The 23,874-nt window shown below is 72.3% G+C and carries 20 protein-coding genes and 2 pseudogenes; 16 read left to right on the forward strand and 6 right to left on the reverse strand.

The window, feature by feature from the left end; genetic code table 11:
* Nucleotides 1–11: 11 nt before the first annotated feature.
* Entirely contained in the window at nt 12–926 is a 915-nt protein-coding gene (locus ACGWYJ_RS05640; RefSeq protein ID WP_395104496.1) for a helix-turn-helix domain-containing protein, read from the reverse strand.
* A 369-nt stretch (nt 927–1,295) separates the two neighbouring features.
* Between ACGWYJ_RS05640 and ACGWYJ_RS05645 the strand changes: the two genes are divergently transcribed.
* The 3 genes from ACGWYJ_RS05645 to ACGWYJ_RS05655 are packed head-to-tail and all read left to right on the forward strand — an operon-like array spanning nt 1,296 to nt 3,672.
* Entirely contained in the window at nt 1,296–2,966 is a 1,671-nt protein-coding gene (locus ACGWYJ_RS05645; protein WP_395104497.1) for a catalase, read from the forward strand.
* 32 nt (nt 2,967–2,998) lie between these two features.
* Nucleotides 2,999–3,391 (forward strand): DUF2267 domain-containing protein, encoded by a 393-nt coding sequence (locus ACGWYJ_RS05650; RefSeq protein WP_395104498.1) that lies wholly within the window; start codon nt 2,999–3,001, stop codon nt 3,389–3,391.
* 11 nt (nt 3,392–3,402) lie between these two features.
* The gene (locus ACGWYJ_RS05655; RefSeq protein ID WP_395104499.1) at nt 3,403–3,672 is read left to right on the forward strand and encodes a hypothetical protein; all 270 of its coding nucleotides are present in this window, start codon (nt 3,403–3,405) and stop codon (nt 3,670–3,672) included.
* A 54-nt stretch (nt 3,673–3,726) separates the two neighbouring features.
* On the opposite strand, the gene ACGWYJ_RS05660 is transcribed toward ACGWYJ_RS05655, so the two are convergent.
* Together ACGWYJ_RS05660 and ACGWYJ_RS05665 are read right to left on the reverse strand one after the other, a co-directional pair.
* Nucleotides 3,727–5,016, reverse strand: coding sequence for an MFS transporter (locus ACGWYJ_RS05660; protein WP_395104500.1), 1,290 nt, complete (start codon nt 5,014–5,016; stop codon nt 3,727–3,729).
* A complete protein-coding gene (locus tag ACGWYJ_RS05665) occupies nt 5,013–5,489 on the reverse strand; it encodes a MarR family winged helix-turn-helix transcriptional regulator (RefSeq protein ID WP_395104501.1) in 477 nt (158 codons plus the stop codon). The genes ACGWYJ_RS05660 and ACGWYJ_RS05665 overlap by 4 nt, the downstream gene beginning before the upstream one ends.
* 114 nt (nt 5,490–5,603) lie before the next feature.
* Between ACGWYJ_RS05665 and ACGWYJ_RS05670 the strand changes: the two genes are divergently transcribed.
* The 3 genes and pseudogenes from ACGWYJ_RS05670 to cofH all read left to right on the forward strand — a co-directional run.
* Nucleotides 5,604–6,044: a nuclear transport factor 2 family protein gene (locus tag ACGWYJ_RS05670; RefSeq protein WP_395104502.1), complete on the forward strand. Its 441-nt coding sequence runs from the start codon at nt 5,604–5,606 to the stop codon at nt 6,042–6,044.
* Nucleotides 6,045–6,153: 109 nt separating this feature from the next.
* Nucleotides 6,154–6,333 (forward strand): annotated as a pseudogene (locus ACGWYJ_RS05675) (helix-turn-helix domain-containing protein); the annotation flags it as partial.
* 132 nt (nt 6,334–6,465) lie between these two features.
* Nucleotides 6,466–7,641, forward strand: a pseudogene (gene cofH / locus ACGWYJ_RS05680) (5-amino-6-(D-ribitylamino)uracil--L-tyrosine 4-hydroxyphenyl transferase CofH); the annotation flags it as partial.
* Nucleotides 7,642–7,765: 124 nt separating this feature from the next.
* Here cofH and ACGWYJ_RS05685 read toward each other — a convergent pair.
* Nucleotides 7,766–9,052 (reverse strand): coenzyme F420-0:L-glutamate ligase, encoded by a 1,287-nt coding sequence (locus ACGWYJ_RS05685; RefSeq protein WP_395104503.1) that lies wholly within the window; start codon nt 9,050–9,052, stop codon nt 7,766–7,768.
* The gene (gene cofD, locus ACGWYJ_RS05690) at nt 9,049–9,999 is read right to left on the reverse strand and encodes a 2-phospho-L-lactate transferase (RefSeq protein ID WP_395104504.1); all 951 of its coding nucleotides are present in this window, start codon (nt 9,997–9,999) and stop codon (nt 9,049–9,051) included. Before cofD ends, ACGWYJ_RS05685 begins: the two co-directional genes overlap by 4 nt.
* Before the next feature lie 124 nt (nt 10,000–10,123).
* On the opposite strand from cofD, the gene ACGWYJ_RS05695 reads away from it, so the two are divergent.
* The 4 genes from ACGWYJ_RS05695 to ACGWYJ_RS05710 all read left to right on the forward strand — a co-directional run bounded on the left by ACGWYJ_RS05695 (nt 10,124) and on the right by ACGWYJ_RS05710 (nt 16,756).
* Complete coding sequence (locus ACGWYJ_RS05695) at nt 10,124–11,041, forward strand: hypothetical protein (RefSeq protein ID WP_395104505.1); 918 nt, start codon at nt 10,124–10,126, stop codon at nt 11,039–11,041.
* A gap of 309 nt (nt 11,042–11,350) precedes the next feature.
* Nucleotides 11,351–11,614, forward strand: coding sequence for a WhiB family transcriptional regulator (locus tag ACGWYJ_RS05700; RefSeq protein WP_067487041.1), 264 nt, complete (start codon nt 11,351–11,353; stop codon nt 11,612–11,614).
* Nucleotides 11,615–11,891: 277 nt separating this feature from the next.
* Nucleotides 11,892–15,281, forward strand: a complete 3,390-nt coding sequence (locus ACGWYJ_RS05705) for a glycosyltransferase (protein WP_395104506.1) — start codon at nt 11,892–11,894, stop codon at nt 15,279–15,281.
* Nucleotides 15,278–16,756 carry a DUF5719 family protein gene (locus tag ACGWYJ_RS05710; protein WP_395104507.1) on the forward strand — a complete coding sequence of 493 codons (1,479 nt, stop codon included), beginning with the start codon at nt 15,278–15,280 and terminating at the stop codon, nt 16,754–16,756. The genes ACGWYJ_RS05705 and ACGWYJ_RS05710 overlap by 4 nt, the downstream gene beginning before the upstream one ends.
* Before the next feature lie 4 nt (nt 16,757–16,760).
* On the opposite strand, the gene ACGWYJ_RS05715 is transcribed toward ACGWYJ_RS05710, so the two are convergent.
* A complete protein-coding gene (locus tag ACGWYJ_RS05715; protein WP_395104508.1) occupies nt 16,761–17,177 on the reverse strand; it encodes a metallopeptidase family protein in 417 nt (138 codons plus the stop codon).
* A gap of 343 nt (nt 17,178–17,520) precedes the next feature.
* On the opposite strand from ACGWYJ_RS05715, the gene ACGWYJ_RS05720 reads away from it, so the two are divergent.
* From ACGWYJ_RS05720 to ACGWYJ_RS05745, 6 genes are all read left to right on the forward strand, one after another.
* A complete protein-coding gene (locus ACGWYJ_RS05720; RefSeq protein WP_395104509.1) occupies nt 17,521–17,934 on the forward strand; it encodes a DUF3499 domain-containing protein in 414 nt (137 codons plus the stop codon).
* Between the two features lie 355 nt (nt 17,935–18,289).
* Nucleotides 18,290–19,636: a phosphomannomutase/phosphoglucomutase gene (locus ACGWYJ_RS05725; protein ID WP_395104510.1), complete on the forward strand. Its 1,347-nt coding sequence runs from the start codon at nt 18,290–18,292 to the stop codon at nt 19,634–19,636.
* A 1-nt stretch (nt 19,637) separates the two neighbouring features.
* Nucleotides 19,638–19,814 carry a Trm112 family protein gene (locus ACGWYJ_RS05730; protein WP_285694408.1) on the forward strand — a complete coding sequence of 59 codons (177 nt, stop codon included), beginning with the start codon at nt 19,638–19,640 and terminating at the stop codon, nt 19,812–19,814.
* A complete protein-coding gene (locus ACGWYJ_RS05735) occupies nt 19,811–20,950 on the forward strand; it encodes an SIS domain-containing protein (protein ID WP_395104511.1) in 1,140 nt (379 codons plus the stop codon). Before ACGWYJ_RS05730 ends, ACGWYJ_RS05735 begins: the two co-directional genes overlap by 4 nt.
* A complete protein-coding gene (locus ACGWYJ_RS05740) occupies nt 20,947–21,939 on the forward strand; it encodes a cation diffusion facilitator family transporter (protein ID WP_395104512.1) in 993 nt (330 codons plus the stop codon). Before ACGWYJ_RS05735 ends, ACGWYJ_RS05740 begins: the two co-directional genes overlap by 4 nt.
* A gap of 352 nt (nt 21,940–22,291) precedes the next feature.
* On the forward strand, nt 22,292–23,872 hold the full coding sequence (locus tag ACGWYJ_RS05745; protein WP_395104513.1) for a sensor histidine kinase: 1,581 nt from the start codon (nt 22,292–22,294) through the stop codon (nt 23,870–23,872).
* The last annotated feature ends 2 nt before the right edge of the window (nt 23,873–23,874 follow it).

Here is a 23,874-nt window from a genome sequence, read left to right on the forward strand (position 1 = left end):
GCGATGATCCGTCAGCCGCCGAGCTCGTCCAGCAGCCCGCCGAGCAGCGACTCGGCGCTCTCCGGCGGGCCGGCGTTGACCGAGAGCCAGTCCAGGTGCGCCTTGTAGGCGGCCAGGTCGGCGGGCTTGTCCACGTACAGCGCGCTGGTCAGCTGCTCCATGTAGACCACGTCGGGCAGGCTGGGCTCGGCGAACCGCAGCAGCGAGAACGAGCCGGCGAGCGCCGCCATCGCGCTGTGCCGCGGCGGCATCACCTGGATGGTGATGGCCGGTGACCGGGCCGCGGCGAGCAGCGCCGCGATCTGCTCCCGCATGACCTCCGTCCCGCCGACCCGGCGGCGCAGCGCCGCCTCGTCGACCACCGCCCACAGCTGGGGCGGGTCGGGACGGCTCAGGATCCGCTGCCGCCGCATCAGGACGCTGACCCGGCGCTCGATCTCCTGCGCGGGGGCCATGGGGCGGCTGACCTCCAGCGCCGCCCTGGCGTAGTCCTCGGTCTGCAGCAGTTCGGGCACGCACCGGGTCTCGTGGACGCGCAGCGTGGACGCCGCCTCCTCCAGCCCGATGTAGACCTCGAACCAGGGCGGCAGGATGTCGCTGAAGCGGTGCCACCAGCCCGGACGGTTGGCCTGCTCGGCCAGTTCGAGCAGGGGCTCGCGCTCGTCGGCCGCCGTCACCCCGTACAGGGTGAGCAGATCGGCGACGTCGCGCTCCTTGAAGCCGACCCGGCCGAGTTCCAGTCTGCTGATCTTGGACGCGGAGGCGCGTATCGCGTTCCCGGCGTCCTTGGGCGAGATCCCCTTGGCCTCGCGCAGCCGGCGCAGCTGACCGCCGAGCAGGATGCGCAGAACGGTGGGCCCGCCGCTGGGGAGATCGCGTGCGCGGCCTCCCGCTTCCGGATGGTCGTCCGGCTGAAGTGCCTTCACTCCGTCCCCCCGCGCCCTCGTCCGGGCGCTCGTCATTCGCGGCTTGCGGCACCCACCGTAACGCCACGGCCGCCGGAAGGTGTGTGGTTTTGTCCGGTGAAGCGGGGGAAGGCCGGGCCGCACGGGGGCCACGGCCCGGCCTCTCTGGACCCATCATCGGTCCTCGCGGGGCCGCTGAACAGGAGGAACGCTCACGTTTCCCCGTCCGGAACCGGCCCCCGGGCGCCGATCCGCACGGGGCGTGTGCGCGAGGTCACCGTCCGCCGGTCCGGGACGTTTCTTGACGGCGATATGTGACCTTCGGGAGGGAAAGGGAGGGACGGCCCGGGTAGGAGCCGCGCGTCGGGGCTGACGAGGGGGGATCGCGGTATGACCGATATTTCGCATCTGGGGCCCGAGGAGGGGGACCGGCGCGCCGAACTGACCAACCGCCAGGGCCACCGGGTGTACGACAACCAGAACCAGCGCACCGTCGGGGCGCGCGGCCCGGCGACACTGGAGAACTACCAGTTCCTCGAGAAGATCAGCCACTTCGACCGGGAGCGGATCCCCGAACGGGTCGTGCACGCCCGCGGCACCACCAGCTACGGGTACTTCGAGGCGTACGGGTCCTGGGGCGCCGAGCCCATCGCCGGTTTCACCAGGGCCAAGCTGTTCCAGCGGAGGGGCGCGCGGACACCGGTCGCGGTGCGGTTCTCCACGGTGATCGGCGGTCGCGACTCCTCCGAGTGCGCCCGCGACCCGCGCGGCTTCGCGGTCAAGTTCTACACCGAGGAGGGCAACTGGGACCTGGTCGGCAACAACCTCGGGGTGTTCTTCATCCGGGACGCGATCAAGTTCCCGGATCTGATCCACGCGCTCAAACCCGACCCGGTGACCTTCCGGCAGGAGCCCAACCGGATCTTCGACTTCATGTCGCAGACGCCCGAGGCCATGCACATGCTGGTCAACCTGTTCAGCCCGCGCGGCATCCCCGCCGACTACCGGCACCAGCAGGGCTTCGGGGTCAACACCTACAAGTGGGTGAACGAGCAGGGCGACACCGTCCTGGTCAAGTACCACTGGCAGCCCAAGGCGGGGGTGCGCAGCATGACCGAGGCCGACGCCGCCGCCGTCCAGGCGAGCGACCTCGGGCACGCCACCAAGGACCTGCGCGACGCCATCGACCGGGGCGACCATCCGGAGTGGGAGCTGCTCGTCCAGATGATGAGCGATGACGAGCACCCGGAGCTGGACTTCGACCCGCTGGACGACACCAAGGTGTGGCCCGAGGAGCGGTTCCCGCCCCGTCCCGTGGGCCGCATGGTCCTGAACCGCAACGTCGAGAACCATTTCGCCGAGAACGAGCAGATCTCCTTCGGAACCGGCGTGCTGGTCGACGGCCTGGACTTCTCCGACGACAAGATGCTGGTCGGACGGACCTTCTCCTACAGCGACACCCAGCGCCACCGGGTGGGCCCCAACTACTTGCAGCTTCCGGTCAACCAGGCCAAGGAGGCCAAGGTCCGCACCAACCAGCGCGACGGGCAGATGACCTACTACGTCGACGAAGCGGGGGAGAACCCGCACGTCAACTACGAGCCGTCCATCACCGGCGGGCTGCGTGAGGCGCAGTACCCCGTACACGACGAGCAGGGCCCGACGATCCAGGGGCGGCTCACCCGCAAGCGCATCCCGCGCGCCAACGACTACGCGCAGACGGGCCAGCGGTACTGCCTCATGCAGGACTGGGAAAGGGACGACCTGGTGCACAACCTCGTCACGAACCTGTCGCAGTGCGACCGGCCCATCCAGGAGCGGATGGTCTGGCATCTCCTGATGGCCGAGAACGACCTGGGTCTGCGCGTCGGCGAGGGCCTGGGCATCGGCCCCGCGGACGTGGCGCACCTGAAACCGCTGAAGGGCCAGAGCCTCACCCCCGAGGACCGCAAACGCCTGGCGAACCTGGGGAAGAACGGTCCCCGCGACGTGACGGGCCTGCAGATGACCCATTGCGTCCCCAACGAGAGAGCCGTCCACCACTTCACCGGACGGCCCTAGCGGGGACCTGGCAACGGAAGGGAGGCACCGGTGTGAAGTACGGCCAATTCATCGCGACGGTCCGCGACATGGGCGAGTACCAGGACCGCGAGGAGACCGAGCGGGTCACCAAGGCGGTGCTCCGGGTGCTGGGCAGCCGGATGACACCGCAGTCCGCCGACCACCTGGCCGCGCAGCTGCCCCCGCCGCTGGACCAGGCGGTACGGGACGGCGCCGACGGCAGGCCCGACCCGTTCGGCATCGAGGAGTTCTACCGCAGGGTCGGCGAGGCCACCCACGGGCACTACGAGACCGCCGAGTGGGACGCGGGCGCCGTGCTGACCACGGTCGCGCGGACGGTGTCCGGCGGCGAGCTCAACCACGTGCTCAGCCAGCTCCCGTCCGGGTACGCGCCGCTGTTCGGCAAGAACGAGCTCACTGATTGAGGTGGGACACGATGGCCAGTGACGCGGGCTCCGGCCGCGCGGGGGACACCGATCCCGCCGACCGCGGTCCCGGGGCGAGCTCCGGGCACGAGAGCCAGCCGCAGGAGCGGATCGTCCGCGGCACCGGCACCGCCGCCGAGGGCTACGAGACCAGGGGCGGGGCCGGTGGTACCAAGGACGGCGACCCTCTCGCCGGAGTGCGGATCGAGGACGACGCCGAGACCACGGCCGGCGACGAGGGCTCCGGAGAGCCGGAGGAGGACCCGTCCGGTAGCGCCTGACCGCACCGGCCTGGGACCCGGGGCGGGCCCAGGCCGGTCTGGAACGATCCAGGGTCAGGCCGTGGAGCCGCTGCCCGCCTCGGCGGTCTCGGCGCGCCCGGCGTCCTGGCCGCCGTGCGGCGCGGGCGCGTCCACCGCGTCCTGGTTACGCTCGGCGCGGACCAGATCACGGTGCCCGGTCGCCAGGATCGCCACGCCCACCAGGATGGCGCCCGCGCCCACCGCGAACGGGACGTGCACGTTGAAGTGCTCGGCCAGCCGTCCGGCGGCGTAGGGGGCCAGGCCGCCCCCGATGAACCGGACGAACCCGTAGGCGGCCGAGGCCACCGGGCGCTCGACCGGCGCGACCATCATGACCGCCTGCGTGGTGACCGTGTTGTTCACGCCGATGAACGCCCCCGCCACGATCACGGCCGTGACCAGGACCGGCACCGAGCCGGTGAAGAGGGCGATGACCAGCACGTCCAGCGCGAACAGCGTCAGCGCGCCGTACAGGGTGCGGGCGAGGCCGAACCTGCGGCGCAGCCAGGGCGCCGCGAACACCGAGAAGACCGCGACGAGCAGCCCCCAGCCGGTGAAGACCAGGCCGAGGTGCAGGGCGTCCAGCTCCATGGGGAACGGCGCGTACCCGAGGACGGTGAAGAAGCCCCAATTGTAGCAGAGCGCGGCCAGGCTCATGATCAGCAGGCCGCGATGCCGCAGCGCCCTGATCGGGTCGGCGAGCGAGGTCCTGCGCTCCGGCCGCGGCTGCCGCGCGACCAGGGCGGTCGTGGCGACCAGCGCGACGGCCATCAGGGACGCGACGCCGAAGAAGGGCCCGCGCCAGCTGATGTCGCCCAGCACGCCGCCCAGCAGCGGGCCCACGGCGATGCCCAGGCCGAGCGCCGCCTCGTACAGGATGATCGCCCCGGCGAAGCCGCCGCTGGCCGAGGCGACGATGACGGCCAGCGAGGTGGCGATGAACAGGGCGTTGCCCAGGCCCCAGCCCGCCCGGAACCCGATGATCTGGCCGACGGTGCCGGACGTGCCGGCCAGCGCGCTGAACACCACGATCAGCACCAGACCGGTGATCAGCGTGTGCTTGGCGCCGATCCTGCTCGACACCCAGCCGGTGCCGAGCATCGCCACCGCCATCACGACCAGATAGCTGGTGAACAGCAGGGTCACCTGGCTCGGCGAGGCGTTCAGGTCCGCGGAGACGGCGGGCAGGATCGGGTCCACCAGCCCGATCCCCATGAAGGAGATCACGCAGGCGGACGCGACCGCCCACACCGCCTTGGGCTGGCGGAACGGGTTCCGGCTCGGCGCCGCGGCGGCGTCCCGGCCGGTGGGGGAAGGGTTCATGTGTCGCTCCGGTGAGTGTGGTCGCCGCCGGCGGGCGCGGGGCCGCAGGCGAGCTCGGTGAGCCGATTCAGGGCGGGCAGGGCGGCGGCGATCGCGGCGCGGTCGGCGGCGGGGAGCTCGGCCAGCAGGGCGGCCAGGCGCGCGGCCCGGATCCTTTTGAGGCGCGCCAGCTCCGCCCGCCCGGCCTCGGTGACCCGCACGGCGACGACCCTGCGGTCGCCGGGCTCGGCGATTCGCTCGGCCAGGCCGTCCTTTTCCAGCCGGGACACCAGCTGGGTCATGGCCGGCTGGGTCACGCCCTCCTCGGCGGCCAGCACGGTGATCCGGCGCGGGCCGGACCGTTCCAGGTTGGCCAGCGTGGACATCGAGGTCATCGACCGTTCCCTGGGGATGGACAGGGTCCGCATGAGCGTCGACACCCGCGCGAGGCCGGCGGCGAGCTCCAGCTCGCCGGGGGGTGGCTCGGAATCCATAAGGCATTTATATCAACTTCGGATATAAATCCCTTATGTAATGTGCGTCACGCGCGTATCTGGTTACCTAACGCTTGCTTCCCTTTCGGTACCGCTCACCTCCGGAGGTGCCCGATGCAGGTACGCGAGCTGCGCCATCGTGTCGAGATAGGCGACCTGCTCATCCGTTACGCGCGAGCCGTCGACGACGGCGACTGGGACGCGCTGGAGGGCGTCTTCACCCGGGACGCCGTGCTGGACCTCACCGAGCCCGGCGGTATCAAGGGCGGGCTCGCCGAGGTCAAGTCCTGGCTGGCCGAGGCGCTGGCGCGATGGCCGGGGCGCCAGCACCTGCTCGGCGTCCCCCTGATCGAGTTCCCCATCGATCCCGGGGACACGGCGATCGCCTCGGTCTCCTTCACCGACACGCTGTCCCCCTCCCGGGGCGTCATCCAGGCGGACGCGCCCGGCCTCAGCCGCGGCGGCGGCCTCTACCACCACGACCTCGTCCTGCTGCCCGAGGGGTGGCGCAGCCGCGCCATGAGGATCGAGCAGCAATGGCGCACCTTCACCTGATCACCGGGGTCCTGTTTCCCTCCCGGTCGCCGTACGGCGTTGCGTTCGGGCACCCCGCCGGTGTACGAACGTATTGGAAGCTGAACGTTTGTATTGGAGCGAACGGGCGATGGCCGGGACCGGGCGTCACGCGGCGGAGGATCTGACCGCGCGCGCCCGGATCCGGGACGCGGCGCTGGAACTGTTCGCCACACGCGGCGTCCGCGGCACGACGATCCGCGGGGTCGCCGAGGCGGCGGGGGTGTCGCCCGGCCTCGTCCAGCACCACTTCGGCACCAAGCAGGGCCTGCGCGAGGCGTGCGACGACTACGTCATGCAGAGCATCCGCACGCTCAAGTCGCAGGCCCTCGACGAAGGGTCGAGCGACCCCGGGTTCCTCTCCGCCATCGTCCGGGGCAGCGAGCAGCTCCGCCGCTATCTCGCGCTCGCGTCGGCGGAGAAGGACCCGGCCGGGCTGTCCGACGACGAGGCCCTCGCGCTGCTGCACGCCGACGGCCCCGAACTCGACGCCCTCATGCGGATCGCCGACGACCTGCGCCGCGAGGCGGTCGGGGACGACGTCACCTACGTCGTCACCCGCAACATCAACTTCACCAACGTCTGCTACACCGGCTGCCGGTTCTGCGCGTTCGCGCAGCGCCGCACCGACGCCGACGCCTACACCCTGTCCCTGTCACAGGTGGGGGACCGGGTGGACGAGGCGTGGGAGGCCGGCGCCACCGAGGTCTGCATGCAGGGAGGCATCCATCCCGACCTGCCCGGCACCGCCTACTTCGACCTGGCCCGCGAGGTGAAGCGGCGCGCGCCGGACATCCACCTGCACTCCTACAGCCCGATGGAGGTCGTCAACGGCGCCAGCCGCACCGACCTGTCCATCCGCGAGTGGTTGCAGGCCGCGAAGGAGGCGGGCGTCGACTCCCTCCCCGGCACCGCCGCCGAGATCCTGGACGACGACGTGCGCTGGGTGCTCACCAAGGGCAAGCTGCCCGCCGACCAGTGGATCGAGGTCGTCACCACCGCGCACGAGCTGGGCATCCCGACCACGTCCACGATGATGTACGGGCATGTGGACACTCCCGCGCACTGGGTGGCGCACCTCAAGCTGCTGCGCTCCATCCAGGAGCGGACGGGCGGGTTCACCGAGTTCGTGCTGCTGCCGTTCGTCCACCACAACTCGCCGATCTACCTGGCCGGGCTGGCACGTCCCGGGCCCACCGTCCGGGAGAACCTCGCCGTGCACGCGCTCGCGCGGATCCTGCTGCACGGCGCCATCCCCAACATCCAGACCTCCTGGGTGAAGCTGGGCGACGAGCTGTGCGTCCGGGTGCTGCGCGGCGGCGTCAACGACCTCGGCGGGACGCTGATGGAGGAGACGATCAGCCGGATGGCGGGCTCGGAGAACGGCTCCTTCAAAACGATCAGCTCGCTGGAGGCGATCGCCGCGGCGGCCGGCCGTCCCGCCCGGCAGCGCACCACCACGTACGGGGAGGTACCCGCCGAGCGGCTGGAGGCGGCCCGCCGCACCGACGGCGTCGGCCAATTCGGGAAGAACCTTTCCGGAAACGGCCGGACGAGCCTTCCGCTGGTCGCCACCTGATGGCCGGATGAAGGGGGCCGGGCGGTTTCTCCGCCCGGCCCTTTTCGGGTGCGATATTCAACGTCCCGGCGTCCGGTCCCGAAGAAATCCACCATGAATTCGGGGGTTTCCCGGGCACGGCGCGTCAGCGCACCTCGATGAACGCGTCCGGTTCGCGGGGCGGACGGGAGCGCGGCGGCGCGGCGGCATGGCCGACGCCCACGGCGCCCATCGGGTCCCAGTCGTCCGGCAGGTCCAGGACGTCGCGGACGACGTCGCGGCAGAACATCGTGCTCGACACCCAGCACGAGCCCAGCCCCTCCACGGCCAGCGCGACCAGCAGGTTCTCCACCCCGGCGCCCATGGCCACCACGAACATCTCGCGCTCGGCGCCGGCGCGCCGCGCGTCGGGATAGGCGTGCGAGCCGTCCATGACCAGGCACGGCACCACCAGGTACGGAGCGCGGCGGAGCACCTCCCCGCGGCGCAGCCGCTTGGCGATCGACTCCTCGGAGAAGCCGTCCCGCCGCAGGTCCGCCTCCCAGGCGTCGCGCATCGCGTCCAGGAGGCGCGTCCGCGACTCCGCGGACTCCAGCAGGACGAACCGCCACAGCGTGGTGTGGTGCGGCGCCGGCGCGGTGATCGCCGCCGCCACGGCACGCCGGACCGCCGCGGGGTCCACCGGCTCGCCGGTGAACTCCCGGATCGTCCGCCGCGCGTGCAGCACCTCGGCCGACCCGTACCGGAACATGTCCTCGCCGGCGGGGCGCACCAGCTCCCGCGCGCCGGGGCCGTCGTCCTCGGTGACCAGGGAGCCCAGGCCCCGCACCACGGCGACGGGCACCCCGTCCAGCTTGCCCTTGACCAGTTCGGCGGCCGAGGCGACCTCGTCGGCCAGCGCCGTGATCGTCGCCTCCAGCCGGTTGCCGTACGCGTCGTCGCGGCCCCGGAGGTCCTGCAGGGCGGGCAGCCCGGCGGCCCCGATCGCGTTGTCGGTCAGCCCCATCCGCCAGGGCCGTCCCAGCGTGTCGGACAGCAGCACCGCCACGTTCAGGCCGGTCCGCTCGCGCAGGCGCGCGCGGATCCGGCGGGCCGAGGCGTCCGGGTCCTCCGGCAGGAGCAGCACGGTGCCGGGCTCGGTGTTGGACGAGTCCACTCCGGCGGCGGCCAGCACCAGGCCCTGCCGCGTCTCGACGATCCGGGTCTCGCCGCGCGCGTGCGTCCGCCGCGCGACCACCCGCACCGTCTCGGCGTCGATCGCCTTCTCCCGGTCGGCGGCGACCAGCACCCGGCCCTCCGCCTTGCTGACGATCTTGGACGTGATCACCACGATGTCGCCGTCCGCCAGCATGCCCGCTGGCAGCAGCCCCGCGATGTCGTCGCCCTCCCGGATCTCGGGCAGCCCGGGGATACCGAAGATCTCGACCCTCACCGCTTCAGCTCCAGGGCGAGGCCGAGGGCGGCGCGGGCGATGGCGGCGGTCGACTCCGGGTCGCTCATCAGCAGCGGGCGGGAACGGACGGCCATGCCCTCGATCCCCTCCTCCGCCGTCGCCGCGTCGGCCTCGTCCACCAGCCAGCCGTCGAGCAGATCGGGTCCGTAGTGCTCGGCGACGGCGCGGGCCGTGGTCTCCACGCCGATCGCGGTCAGGCAGGCGTCGGCCATGCCCCGCACCGGAGCGCCCCCGATGATGGGCGACACGCCGACCACGGTCTTGGCCGCGACCGCCTCCCGGATACCGGGGACGGACAGGATCGTCCCGATGCTCACCACCGGGTTGGACGGCGGGAACAGCACGGCGTCCGCCTCCCCGACCGCGTCCAGGACGCCCGGCGCCGGCTTGGCGTCCTCCGCGCCCACCGCCGCGATCGACTCGGCCGGGACGGACGCGCGCATCCGCACCCACCACTCCTGGAAGTGCACCGCGCGCCGCCCGCGCTCGGGATCGTCGATCACCACGTGCGTCTCGACCTGGTCGTCGGTCATGGGGATCAGCCGGACCCCCGGCCTCCACCGGTCGCACAGCGCCTCGGTGACCGCCGAGAGGGGGTAGCCCGCGGCCAGCATCTGCGTCCGGACGATGTGGGTGGCGAAGTCGCGGTCGCCTAGACCGAACCAGCTCGGCCCCACCCCGTAGGCGAGCAGCTCCTCCTTGACGGTGAACGACTCGTCCGCCCGCCCCCAGCCCTGCTCCTCGTTGATGCCGCCGCCGAGGGTGTACATCACCGTGTCCAGGTCGGGGCACACGCGCAGGCCGAACAGGGAGATGTCGTCCCCGGTGTTGCCGATCACGGTGATCTCGGCCTCGGGAGCGGCCGCGCGCAGCCCCCGCAGGAACCGCGCCCCGCCGATGCCCCCGGCCAGGGCAACGATCCTCATGCGTCCTCTTTCCTCATGCACGTCAGCCTATGGCGCCTCGTGGGCCGGTACCGGCCGGGCGCCCGGATGTGCCAAGCTTTGGAACCGGAACCCCATCGTCTGGACCAATTGGAGAGATGCCGCCGTGAACAAGGACGCCGTGCAGCGCCTGCGCGAACCGGTCGCCTGGGTCCTGCTCGCCTCTGCGGGGCTGCAACTGCTCGCCGGGCTCCTCGCGCTCCTCACCGGTGGCGGGGCCGCCGACGGCGGCGGGTTCAAGTACAGGGCGTTCGCGGAGATCACCGGCGGGTTCTTCACCCAGGCCGCCGTGGCCGGGCTGCTCGCGCTGGCGGTGGCGCTGGTCGCCCTCGGGCCCGCCCCGACCCGCCAGGCCCGCACCATCGTCATGGGCGCGCTGGGCGTGCTCGGCGGCATCGCGCTGTTCGGCGTGGTGTGCTGGTTCTCCTCGCTGCTGGTCGACTCCGACTTCGCGGGCGGCGGGCAGAAGCTCGCGGTGTTCCTGTACGGCGCGGCGCGGCTCGCGGTGATCGGTGTCACCGGCTGGTTCCTGTTCACCGTGTTCCAGCTCATGCAGCCGGTCCGCCCGCAGGGACCCGGGCAGGTGCCCCCGGGCGCCTACCCCGGCTACCAGCAGGGTCAGCCGCAGTTCGGCCAGCCACAGCCGCCGCAGCAGCAGTACGGCCAGCAGCCGTACGCGCAGCAGGGCTACCAGGCGCAGCCGTACCAGCAGGCCGCTCCCGAGGGCCAGCAGGGCGCCGCCCAGCCCGGCTACGGGCAGGACCAGTACGGGCAGCCGCAGTACGGCCAGCCTCAGTACGGGCAGCCCCAGCAGCCCCAGCCCCAACAGCCCCAGGAGGGGCAGCCGGGCCAGCAGTACGGCCAGGGCGGTTACCAGCAGCCCGCGCAGGAAGATGAGGGCGTCGGCGAATGGACCCGCGCATACGGCGGTTCCGGCGGCGACTCGGGTTCCGGCCAGCCGGGAGAGCAGCGTGACGAGGGCGGCGACTGGTACCGCGACAACCGTCCGCCCCCGCCGCAGTGACGGTTTCTCACTCGGCCCGTCAGGCTCTCCGAGCCCTCTCCCCGGCCTTCAACCGGCCTTCACACCCGGCCTTCACACCCAGGTAACGCGGCGCGGTTAACACGCGATTAACGGATCTTCGATGATCTCGGCCAAAGACCCGGCCGCCATAGCGCGAATTACTCGCGTTTGTCCCCCTGGAAACTCGTTCCGCTTGACGGGGCGGGCGCCACACGCGTGTAATTTCCTGCGTGTAGTTCTATGCCTTCTCGGGGGATGGAGCTGAGGGAAGGCATTGACCAGGGGGCTCCACGGGCTAGGAGGTGCGCTGTGAGCGAGGTAGTGATCCCGCTGGCGCACGGCACAGACGGTGAAGAGTTGGGCTGGCAGGAGCGCGCCCTGTGCGCGCAGACGGACCCGGAGGCATTCTTTCCGGAGAAGGGCGGCTCCACTCGCGAGGCCAAGAAGGTGTGCCGGGCATGCGAGGTACGGGCGGAGTGCTTGGAGTACGCGCTGCAGCACGACGAACGCTTCGGAATCTGGGGCGGCCTGTCCGAGCGTGAACGCCGCAAGCTGAAGCGTCAGGCCGTCTGACCAGGCCGTTCGTCCGGCCCGCACCACGCGGCCGGACGGCGGCGACCGGCCGGGCCGGTCCGTCCCGATCCACCGGATCGACGGCGGGCCGGCCCGGCCGCGCGTACAGTGTCACGCGTAGTCACGCGTACTGGTGGCAGCCGTGCCGGCCGGGGAGGCCGGCGCGGCTGTTCCGGTTCCCGGTCCGTCACCATCCGTTCTGATCGGATGTGCCCCCGCCCCCTCGCCCACCCGCTATCGTTCACCCCCCGTCCAGGAACACAGATCGAGCGGACCCGTGTCGCCCACTCTCGATCGCCATGTCGTCACGGCGGTCCTCGTCGCCCACGACGGCGCGCGATGGCTGCCCGAGACGCTGAAGGCGCTGCTGACCCAGACCCGCCCGGTGCAACGCGTGGTCACGGTTGACACCGGAAGCGCGGACCGGGGTCCCGCCGTGCTCGCCGAGGTGGTCGGCGCCGGCAACGTGCTGACCCTGCCCCGCACCACCGGGTACGGCGAGGCGGTCGCCGAGGCCCTCCGGCATCCCGCCGCGCGGCTCGACGTCCCGCTGCCCGACGACGTGCCCGAGGACGAGCGCGTCGAGTGGGTCTGGCTGCTGCACGACGACTCCGCGCCCGCCCAGGACGCCCTGGCGATGCTGCTGCGCGTCGCCGACTCCGATCCGAACGCCGCCGTGCTGGGCGCCAAGCTCCGCGACTGGGACGACCGGCGGACGCTCCGCGAGGTCGGCGTGGCCATGGACGGCGCGGCCCGCCGCGAGACCGGCCTCGACCGCCGCGAGTTCGACCAGGGACAGCACGACGGGCTGCGCGACGTGATGGCCGTCTCCAGCGCGGGCATGCTGGTGCGACGGGACGTGTGGGAGCGGCTCGGCGGCTTCGACGTCGAGTTCGGGCTGTTCCGCGAGGACATCGACTTCTGCTGGCGGGCGCACGCGGCCGGGCACCGGGTGGTCGTGGTCAGCGACGCGGTGCTCTACCACGCCGAGGCGTCCTGGCGCGGCGTCCGCGAGATCGGCATGAGCGCCGAGCCGCGGCGCCGCCGCGACCGCCGCAACGCGCTCTACGCCCTGCTGGCCAACCTGCCGCTGCGCGTGATGCTGCGTGCCCTCGTACGCAACGTCTGGACGACCCTCCACCGCGTCCTGTATCTCCTCGCGGTCAAGCGCAAGGAGGCCGCGCGGGACGAGCTGGCCGCGCTGGGCGACGTGCTGCGCCACCCGGTCCGGATGCGCCGGGCCCGCGCCGCTCGCGCCGAAGGCCGCAACCGCGTCTACCACAGCATGCGGCGCTTCCAGCCGCGCCGCGTCGCGCTGCGCCGGGTGTTCGAGGCGGTCGCGAACCGGCTCACCGCCCGTGCCGCGTCCCGCCGCCACGACGCGGAGGAGGACGAGTTCGCCGACGAGGGACCCGGCCCGCTGCGGCGCCTGCTCGCCCGTCCCGTCGTCCTGCTGATGCTGGGGCTGTGCGCGGTGTCCGTGGCCGCCGAGCGTTCCCTGATCACCGCGGCGGGACGGCTCGGCGGCGGCGCGCTGGTGCCCGCCTGGGGCGGAGCGAGCGACCTGTGGGCCCAGTACCTGTCCGGCTGGCACCCGGTCGGCGCCGGCTCCGACGCCGGGAGCCCCCCGTACATCGCGGTGCTGGCGGCGCTGTCCACGCTGATGCTCGGCAAGCCGTGGCTGGTGGTGTCGATCCTGCTGCTCGGCAGCGTGCCGCTGGCGGGGTTCACCGCGTACCTGGCCGCCCGGGCGCTGATCGTGGAGTCGCCGCGCAAGGGGCGCCGTGCGGCGGCGGGCGGCCCGCGGATCCCCGTGCCGGTGGTGCGCGCCTGGTTCGCCGCCGTCTACGCGCTCCTGCCCGTGTCCACGGGCGCGATCGCGGGCGGACGGCTCGGCACGGCCGTGGTGATCGTGCTGCTGCCCTTGCTGGCCGTCCAGGCGGCCCGGATGTTCGGGCTGCCGCGCCGGGGAGGCGGGCGCGCCGGGCGCGGGCGCGTACGGGACCGGGCGGACCTGCAACTGACGGGGCGCGCGGCGTGGACGGTCGCGCTGCTGCTCACGGCCGCGATGGCGTTCGTCCCGCTGATCTGGCCGCTCGCGCTGGTCGCCGGCGCGCTGATGTGGGCGTTGTTCGGGCAGCTCGGCGACGGGCCCGGCGCCGTCCGCGACCGGCGCAACCTGATCATCGCGCTGGCCGTGCCGCCGCTGCTGCTCCTGCCCTGGACGGTGGGACTGCTGCTGCATCCCAGCCGGTTCCTGCTGGAGGCGGGGCTGCACGTCCCGGTCACGCCCGCCGCGTCCGCCCGCGACCTGCTGGCGCTCGACCCGGGCGGTCCCGGCACCCCGGCCCGCTGGACGCTGTACGGGCTGCCGCTGGTCGCCCTGTGCGCGCTGGCGCTGCGCGGCCGCCGGACGCTCACGCTGACCGGATGGCTGCTGGCGATCTTCGGGCTGATGGTGGCGATCGTGACCAGCATGGCCACCGTCACCGAGGGCGCCGACCGCGCCGCCGTCTGGCCCGGCGTGGCGATGCTCCTGGCCGGAACCGGGGTGCTGCTGGCCGCGACCGCCGCCGTACAGCGCGCCGTGGACGTCCTCACGGCACGGCACCTGACGTACCGGATCGCCGGTGGCCTCATCGTGGCGGCCGCGGTGAGCACCCCGGTCCTCGCCGCCGGAGCGTGGGTGGTCGCAGGTGCGGGCGGCCCCCTCGGCCGTACCGACCCCGACGTCGTCCCCGCCTTCGTCCATGGGTCGGTGGGGGAGCGCACCCTCGTCATGCGCAGCGAGCCCACCGGCAGGGTCGCGTACACCATGCTGCGTGGCACCCGCCCGATGCTGGGTGAGGCCGAGGTCCCGATGAGTGAGGACGTGCGCCGCCGCCTGGACGGGCATGTCGCCGGGCTGGCCGGGGGACGCGCGGGCGACGGGCGGGCGCTGATCCGGATGGGCGTCCAGTACATCCTGGTGCCCCGCCCCGCGCGGGACCCCCTGACACGCGTCCTGGACGCCACACCCCAACTGACCCGGCTCAGCCGCACCGGCACGTTCGGCCTGTGGCGGCTGCCGTCGCCCGCCGGGCGCCTCATGCTGCTGGACGGCGGGACCACGACCCCGCTGGAGGCCACGTCGCCCGACGGGATCTCCGCGCGGGTCCGGATCCCGCCCGGCTCGGCGACCCGCACCCTGCTGCTGGCCGAGCCCGCCGACGGCGGCTGGCGCGCCGGGCTGGACGGCCGCGAGGTCGCCTCCCGGACGATGGACGGCTGGGCCCAGGGGTACGAGATCCCGGCGAGCGGCGGCCTGTTCGAGCTGTCGCGGTCCATGTGGCTGCGGCACATCTGGGTGAGCGTGCAAGGCGTGGCCTTACTCCTGGTCGTGGTCCTCGCGCTGCCCGGAGCCCCACCCGAGGCGGCGCCCGCCGCGTCCTCCGGGCGGCATGGGCGCAGGCGTGGACAGCGGGCCCGGGTTGTTGCGGGAAGCCTCGCCCGCCGTGCCGCAGCCGGTGCCGGACGTGGCACGGACGCGTTGCGCGCCCGCATCCACCACGACCCCCGTCCCGCCGCGGACATCCCTGAACCCTCCGAAGAGACCGTCGAGGAAGCCTTGGAAACGGGCAAGCCCGGTGAGGACGAGGTCGCGATCGCCTCCGAGGAGCGCTCGTGAACCTGGAAAGGATCGTCCGCCTCCTCGGGCTGCGCTACGTCACGGCCGCGCTCGTCCTGCTCGCGCTCGCCGCCCTCTACGGCGCGGCGTCCCTCTCACGTCCCAACGGAGACGAGGCGACCGCCAAAGCCTTCGGCAGCGGCGTGGACGACCCCCTCGCATCCGCCGTATCGGTGTGCCCAGGCCGCGAGAACGCGCGGCTGAGCGTCCAGGGGGCCTTCCCGAACCTCCTCAAGGTGAAGGCCCGTACCCCGGGACGCGCCGACGTCGTGCAGACCCCCAACGGCCTCGGTGTCGGGTTCCTCAGCACCCCCGGCGGCCTGTGGACGAAGGACCTCAGCGACGTCAAGGACTCCTACACCGTGCGGGCCTCCGGCGCGATGGCCGCTGGCCTGGAAGCCGAACAGACCACCCACTGGCCGAAGGGCGACGACCGCGGGCTGGCAGGGCTGAGCTGTGCGCGTCCAGGGACCGACCTGTGGTTCTTAGGGCCGGGCCCCACCGCCGCGAAGAGCATCGACGTCCACCTGACCAACGTGGACACCGAACCCGCCGCCGTGGACATCACCGCCCTCTCCGGGGAAGGACCGCTCGACACCCCCGACGGGCGCGGCATCCCTGTACCCCCCTACAGCACCAAAGTGGTGAGCCTGGGGACGTCCCCCGAGGGCCTGGGCGAGATCGTCAAAACGGCCTCCGACCTGTCGCTGCGGGTCCGCGCCACGACCGGACGCATCGCCGCGTCCGTCCGCGTACGGATCGGGGACGGCAAGGGCGTCGAATGGCTCCCCATCTCCCCCGGGCCCTCGGCCTCGCTCATCGTCCCCGGCCTCCCCGGCGGCAACGGGCGCCGCAGCCTGCTCGTCGCGGTCCCGGGCCAGGAGGACGCCGCCATCCGCATCCAGGTGATCACGTCCACCGGCACGTTCGCCCCCCAAGGCCAGGACACCCTGGACGCCCCCGCGGGCACCGTCACCACCCTCGACCTCGACCGCGCCCTCACCGGCAAACCCGCCGCCGTGCGGCTCCTGTCCAACCGTCCCATCGTGGCCGGCTTCAGCGCGCAACGCGGAGCCGACATCGCCTACGGCACCTCCACCCCGGCCCTCAACCCCGGCGGCTTCGGCGTCGTGTCCGACAACCGGTTCGACACCACCATCGCCCTCACCGCTCCCCGCGGCGACGCCACCGTCCGGATCACACCCCTCGGACCCCAGGGCCCCGGCACGCCCCAGACCATCAAGGTGCCCTCGGACCGCACCGTAGAGGTCAAGCTCACGGCCCCCAGCGGCGCCGAGAAGGGCTACGGCGCCGTCATCGTCCCCCAACCAGGCTCCGGACCCGTCCACGCCGTACGGACGCTCTCCACGGGCAAGGGCGACACCGCCCTGATCACGGCCCTGCCCATCACCCCGGCGCGCACCACCGTCCACCTGCCGCCCGTAGGCGACACCCAGACCGCCATAACCCCCTGAAGGGCTAATCGTCCGGCGAGTCGTAACTGGGATCCACCGACTCCGGGGACAACCCCAGCAGGTCGGCGACCTCCTCCACCAGCAGGTCGCGGACCAGCCGCCCCGTCTCCCGCTCCCCCGACGCGCGGGCCTCCACCGGACGCCGGAAGATCACGATGCGCACCGGCCGCCCACCCGTCCCCGGCCGCGTCTGCCCCAGCGGGACCGGGCCGTCGAACCACGGCTCGACCGGCGGAACCTCCTCGACCGTGAACTCCACCTGGGCCAGCTCACGCCCCCAGCGGCGCCCCAGCCTGCGCACCTCGTCCCGCACAAGATCATCGAAGCGTTCCGCCCGCGTGCGGCTGACCGGCGTCCGCGGGGGCGTCAGAGGGCCACGAAGGCCGCGACCATGCCGATCGCGGCGCCGTACGCCTGCCACGCTGTTCAGATTACTCCGCTTCGGCGTCGGGCGCTGAGCGCCCTCCTTCTCAGCGGAGTGGTGCGATCGCTGCATCGCTTCGACTCGCCCTAGGGGGCTCGCTCCGCGATCAGGGTCTCGCTGGCGCTCGCCCCTGGCTTCGCTCGCGATCGCGAAGGCCGGGCGCCGTTCGGGGCTGGGGCCGGTGGCTGGGGTGGGTGGTTCACGTGGTTTCTGTCCATGGCGACCGAACGCGCCGTCTGGAGCACGGTATGTAAGCTCTCCACAGGAAAAGACCGGGTAACGGCGACACGTACCCGCGGGTGGTGGCGGAGTCGGCGACAGGGGGGTACGGTCGGCCATCGTGAGCCCCGTCCGCATCTGCTCCCGCACCGCCTGCAAGGCGCCCGCAGTCTTCACGCTCACGTACGTCTACCGCGACTCGACCGCCGTCCTGGGGCCCCTGGCCACCTATGCCGAGCCCCACTGCTACGACCTGTGCGCGGAGCACTCCGAGAGGCTGACCGCGCCCATGGGCTGGGAGCTGGTCCGGCTGCCCGTCGAGGAGGAGACCGAACCCAGCGCGGACGACCTGGAAGCCCTTGCCGACGCGGTACGGGAGGCCGCCCGGCCCACCCCCGGAGGCATCCAGGAGCCGGTAGGACAGGGCACCGAAGTAGGACGGCGCGGCCATCTCCGAGTCCTACGCTCCGAACCCACCGGCCCCACAGGCCCCACGGGCCCCCAACCCGCCGGAACCCAACCCTCCCAAGACTGACCCAACCCCACCCACTGATCCCCTACCTCACCCCAGCCAAGCTCCAACCCCCATCGCCCCTAATAAACACATCCCGCACCCACCTCAGCCCTCGACCCCAGCCCCGGACGGCGGCCAGGCGTTGCGATCGCGTCCGAAGGCAGGGGCGAGCGCCAGCGAGACCCTGATCGCGCAGCGAGCCCCCTAGGGCGAGTCGGAGCGATGCAGCGATCGCCGCAGGCGCGACAAGCGACGAGCCGCCAGGCGAGGAGCGCCTCTCGCGCCTGCAATAAGAACGAGCGCAGCTCGCTGAAGCAATGAACACCCCGCGATAGGCTCGTGGCTTCCGCAGTCTGCCGTGCAGTGGGGGGCGAGAGTGGGGCTCGACAAGGTCTTCAAGGCGTACGACATTCGCGGAGTGGTGCCGGATGAAATCGATCCGGGGATGGTGGAGGCGGTAGGTGCGGCGTTCGTGCGGGTGACGGGGGCGTCGTCCGTGGTGACCGCGCATGACATGCGGCCTTCGTCGGGGCCGTTGGTGGAGGCGTTCGCGCGGGGGGCGACCTCGCAGGGGGCGGACGTGGTCGAGGCCGGGCTCGGGTCGACGGACATGCTGTATTACGCGAGTGGCGCGCTGGACATGCCGGGGGCGATGTTCACGGCGAGTCATAATCCGGCCAAGTACAACGGGATCAAGCTTTGCCGGGCGGGGGCCAAGCCGATCGGGCAGGACACCGGGCTGAGGGAGATCCGGGAGCTCGTGGAGAGCGGGGTCCCGGACGGTAACGGGGCCACGGGGAGGATCAGCCGGCGGGATCTGCTCAAGGGGTACGCGGAGTATCTGAAGTCGCTGGTGGACCTGTCGGGGATCCGGCCGCTGAAGGTGGCCGTGGATGCGGGCAACGGGATGGGCGGGCGCACGGTGCCGTCGGTGTTCGAGGGGCTGCCGATCGACCTGGTGCCGATGTACTTCGAGCTGGACGGGACGTTCCCGAACCACGAGGCCAATCCGATCAACCCGGAGAACGTACGGGACCTTCAGGCCAAGGTGCGGGAGACGGGGGCGGACATCGGGCTGGCCTTCGACGGGGACGCGGACCGGTGCTTCGTGGTGGACGAGCGGGGCGAGATCGTCTCGCCGTCCGCGATCACCGCGCTGGTGGCGGTGCGGGAGCTGGCCAAGTACCCGGGCGCCGCGATCGTGCACAACCTGATCACGTCCAAGGCCGTACCGGAGATCATCGCCGAGCACGGGGGGCGGCCGGTCCGGACCCGGGTGGGGCATTCGTTCATCAAGCAGACGATGGCGGAGAGCGGCGCGGTGTTCGGGGGCGAGCACTCGGCGCACTTCTACTTCCGCGACTTCTGGTTCGCCGACTCCGGGATGCTGGCGGCGATGCAGGTGCTGGCCGCGCTGGGCGAGCAGGACCGGTCGCTGTCGGAGCTGCTGGCCGAGTACACCAGGTACGTGGCGTCCGGTGAGATCAACAGCGAGGTGTCGGACCAGGCGGGTGCCGCCGCGCGGGTGCGGGAGGCGTTCGCGGGACGGGACGGCGTGACCATCGACGAGCTGGACGGGCTGACGGTGGGCACCGACGACTGGTGGTTCAACCTGCGGCCGTCCAACACCGAGCCGGTGCTGCGGCTGAACGTGGAGGCCGGCGACGAGCGGACCATGGCGGCGGTCCGCGACGAGGTCCTGGCCATCGTGAGAGAGGGATGAGATGAAGCTGGACGGCTGGCTGCTGGAGATCCTGGCCTGCCCCAACTGCGGCGGCGAGTTGCGCGCCGAGGACGGTGACAGCGAGCTGGTCTGCACAGGCACGTGCGGCTACGCCTATCCCGTGCGGGACGACATTCCGGTGCTCCTCGTGGACGAGGCCAGGACGCCTGCTCCATGAGCCAAGGGGTCGATCCGGGACGGCTGGACGATCCCGGGGCGATCGAGGCCGCCGATCCGGGCGGGATGCTGCGTCAGGTCGCGTCGTCGGCGGCGCAGTTGCGGGAGGCGCGGTTGCGCGCGGCCGAGGGCGGCGTGGAGACGCTGGCCGAGGACGGGCGACCACGAGCGATCGTGGTCGCGGGCATGGGCGGTTCGGGCATTTCTGGGGATGTGCTGGCCGCGGTGTGCGGCGGGCCCGTCCCGATCGTGACGGTCCGGGGTTACCGGCTGCCCGGGTGGGTGGGCGCGGCCGACCTGGTGATGGTCGTGTCGTGCTCGGGTTCGACCGAGGAGACCCGTGCCGTGGCGGTGGAGGCGGCGCGGCGCGGATGCCGGTTGCTGTTCGTGGGGACGGAGGGGTCGCCGCTCGCGGAGCTGGCCGAGCAGACCCGTGCGCTGTTCGTCCCGGTGCGGTCCGTGGGGCAGCCGCGGGCCACGTTGTGGGGGCTGACCGTTCCGCTGCTGATGGCGGCCCGCGCCCTGAAGCTCGCGGACCTGCCGGACGCGACGCTGGAGATGGCCGCGGAGCGCCTTGAGGACGTCGCGCACCGGTGCCGTCCGAGCAGCGAGCCGTTCGTCAACCCGGCCAAGCGGGTCGCGCTCGACCTGATGGGCGATGTGCCGCTGGTGTGGGGCACGTCGCCGCTCGCGGGCACGGCCGCGTACCGGTTCTGCTGCCAGCTCAACGAGAACGCCAAGTACCCCGGCGTGTACGGGGAACTGCCCGAGGCGGCCCACAACCAGGTGATGGCGTTCGACGGTTTCTTCGCCGGGGGCGGGGCGGCGGCCGACCCGGACGACTTCTTCCGGGACCGGGCGGACGAGGCCGAGCACGGCCTGCACCTGGTCGTTCTGCGCGACACCGAGGAGCACCCGCAGGTCGCCAAGGCCCGTGAGGCGGCGGTGGATCTGGCGCGTGCGCGGGGCGTGGCGGTGACCGAGCTGGGCGCCGAAGGCGATCATCCGCTGGAGAGAATCGCGTCTTTGATCGCGCTTGCCGACTACATCACGGTTTACTTGGCTATCGCGTTGGGTGCCGACCCGACGCCGGTGTCGGCCATACAGGAGCTCAAGGCAAGGATTGCGGATACATGAGTGCTGAGGGCGGGACCAAGGCGATCGTCGCCGCGCTGGCCGCCAATCTCGGGATCGCGGTGTCGAAGTTCGTGGCGTTCGTGTTCACGGGGTCGTCGTCCATGCTGGCCGAGTCGATCCACTCGGTGGCCGACTCGGGGAACCAGGGCCTGCTGCTGCTCGGCCGCAAGCGGTCGGAGCGGACCCGGACGCCCCAGCACCCGTTCGGCTACGGCCGCGAACGCTACTTCTACGCGTTCGTCGTCGCGGTCGTGCTGTTCACGGTCGGCGCCGCGTTCTCGCTGTACGAGGGCATCCACAAGATCACCGACCCGCATCACGTGGAGTCGCCCGGCTGGGCGTTCGGCGTGCTGATCGTCGCGATCGTCATGGAGTCCTTCTCGTTCCGCACCGCGATCAAGGAGTCCAACCAGGTCCGGAACGGCCGGTCCTGGGTGCAGTTCATCCGGCGGGCCAAGGCGCCCGAGCTGCCGGTGGTGCTGCTGGAGGACCTGGGCGCGCTGGTCGGGCTGGTCCTGGCGCTGTTCGGTGTCAGCATGGCCGTGGTCACCCACAACGGGGTCTGGGACGGCATCGGCACGGTGTGCATCGGCGTCCTGCTGGGCCTGATCGCGATCATCCTGGCGATCGAGACCAAGAGCCTGCTGATCGGCGAGGGCGCCGACCCCGAGGTGGAGCGGCAGATCGTGGCGGCGCTGGAGTCGGTGGAGGAGGTCGACCACCTCATCCACATCCGCACCCAGTACATCGGCCCGGAGGAGCTGCTGATCGCCGCCAAGATCGCCGTGGATCACGACGACACGGCGGCGCAGGTGGCGCAGGGCATCGACGCGGCCGAGGCGAAGATCAGGGCGCAGTTCCCCGAGGCCCGGCTGATCTATCTGGAGCCCGCCCTCGACACCCCGGCCACGGCCGGGACGGAGAGCACGGTGGGTACGGAGAGCGGCGAGGGCACGGAGAACGCGCCGGAGACGTCGGCCTCGTCCTGAGCCGCCCGTCGCGCGCGGACCCCTCGCCGGCCGGCCGTTCGTACCGGTCGACCCCAGCCCAGGCTTAACCGGACATGCCCCTGACGGGCACACGGCTCCACCGGCCGGCGAGGGCGCCTCCCCGCCCGGACCCCTGAAGCCGGGCGGTTCTGGTGTGACCCCGGCGACCCCGCAGGCCCCCCTGACCAGCGGGATCACCGTCATGGTCACGAACACGACAGTACGCGGCCCAGGGGCCGTCGATCGTCCACCCAGAGGAGGGACATGATGTCGTCCTGCAGGGGGATGAGGGGGTACCGCATAACACCGCACGGTGAGGTGCGAAACGGCGCGCAGCGGTCAGTATTGGGGGGTGACCAACGACCACTACCCCCAGACGGCGACGCCCCAGCCACCACCGCCCGGCGGCGGGCCGCGGCCTGAGCGGGGGGCGGCCACCGGGTTCGGGCCGGCGGTCGCCCACCACGCGTGGCGGCTGTCCGGACGGGTCGTGGCGGGCGTCGGCCAGCTCCTGCTGTGGATCCTCACCGGCATCGGGCACCTGCTCGCACCGCTCGGCCGCCGTATCGGCGCCAGGCTTTACGGGCGTGGCGTCTCGCGTCCGCTGGGCCCCGGCAGCGACGGGCACACCCGCATGGCAACTGGCGGCGCCACCGCGCCCCTGCCGCGCTGGATCCACGCCTGGAACGAGTTCACCGAGTCCTGGTACTTCACGCCGCTCACCGGCCTCGCCCTGACCGTCGCCGCGCTCGCCGAGCTGGCACCGCAATTGGAGTCCCCGGTCAGCGTCCCTGCGGGGTTCGCTTTGGCGGCCACGCTGCCGCTGGCGTGGCGCAAGGAGTACCTGCGTCCCGTCGCGGCGATCGTGCTGGGCGCGGTCGCGGCCAGCCTGCTCACGGGCCAGATGGTCCTGGTGAGCACCGCGTTCGCGGCCCTCTACACGCTGTACGCGCTCGCGCAGCAGCTCCCGCGCCAGTCCACGGGCGTGCTCGCGGTGGGCAGCGTCGTGGTCGTCGCCGTCGTCTACCTGTCCACCGGCACGCTCGACGACGTGCCGTGGCCCGCGACCGTCATCGCCGTGCTGGCGGCGATCGGCCTAGGAGACGCGCGCCGTACGGTGGAGACCGCCGGACGCACGCAGGCGGAGGCGCACGAACGCACCAGCGAGACCCTCACCCGGCTCAACACCGTCCAGCGGGAGCAGGCCGTCATGCGGGAACGCGCCCGCATCGCGCGGGAGCTGCACGACGTCGTCGCGCACTCCGTGTCGATGATCGCGGTGCAGGCGGAGACCGCGCCGTACACGATGCAGAACCTCTCACCCGAGGCCAGGGACGGCTACAACGAGATCGCCAAAACGGCCAGGGAGGCGCTGGTGGAGATGCGCCGGCTGCTGAGCGTGCTGCGCGCCGACGCGAAAGCGGAGCCGGAGTCCGCCCCGCAGCCCCGCCTGGACCGGCTGCCCGAGCTCGTCCAGCAGCATCGTGGCGCGGGCGGGCACGTCGACCTGGACGTGCGGGGTGAGCCTCGGGTGCTGTCGGCCACGGTGGAGCTGTCGGCGTACAGGATCGTCCAGGAGGCGCTGACGAACGCGCGGCGGCACGCGCCGGGCGCCGGGGTCCGTGTCGAGCTGACCTACCTGCCCGACCGCCTGGCGGTACGGGTGCGGGACGACGGCGCGTCCGCGCCGACCATGGTGCTGCCGGCCGGCGACCCGGCCGGGCGGACCCGGGTGGAAACCCCGGCTCCGGGTGAACAGGGCGGCGGACATGGCCTCGTGGGCATGCGTGAACGTGCGACCATGCTGGGCGGACGGTTCTCCGCCGGCCCGGCCGCCGAGGGCGGGTTCGTGGTGGAGGCCGAGCTTCCGCTGACGAGGGAGGAGAACCCGACCCGTGACCCCGGTTCCCCCGCGCCACCAGGACGCCCCTGAGC

Source organism: Actinomadura sp. SCN-SB (assembly GCF_043906805.1).
Taxonomy (GTDB): domain Bacteria; phylum Actinomycetota; class Actinomycetes; order Streptosporangiales; family Streptosporangiaceae; genus Spirillospora.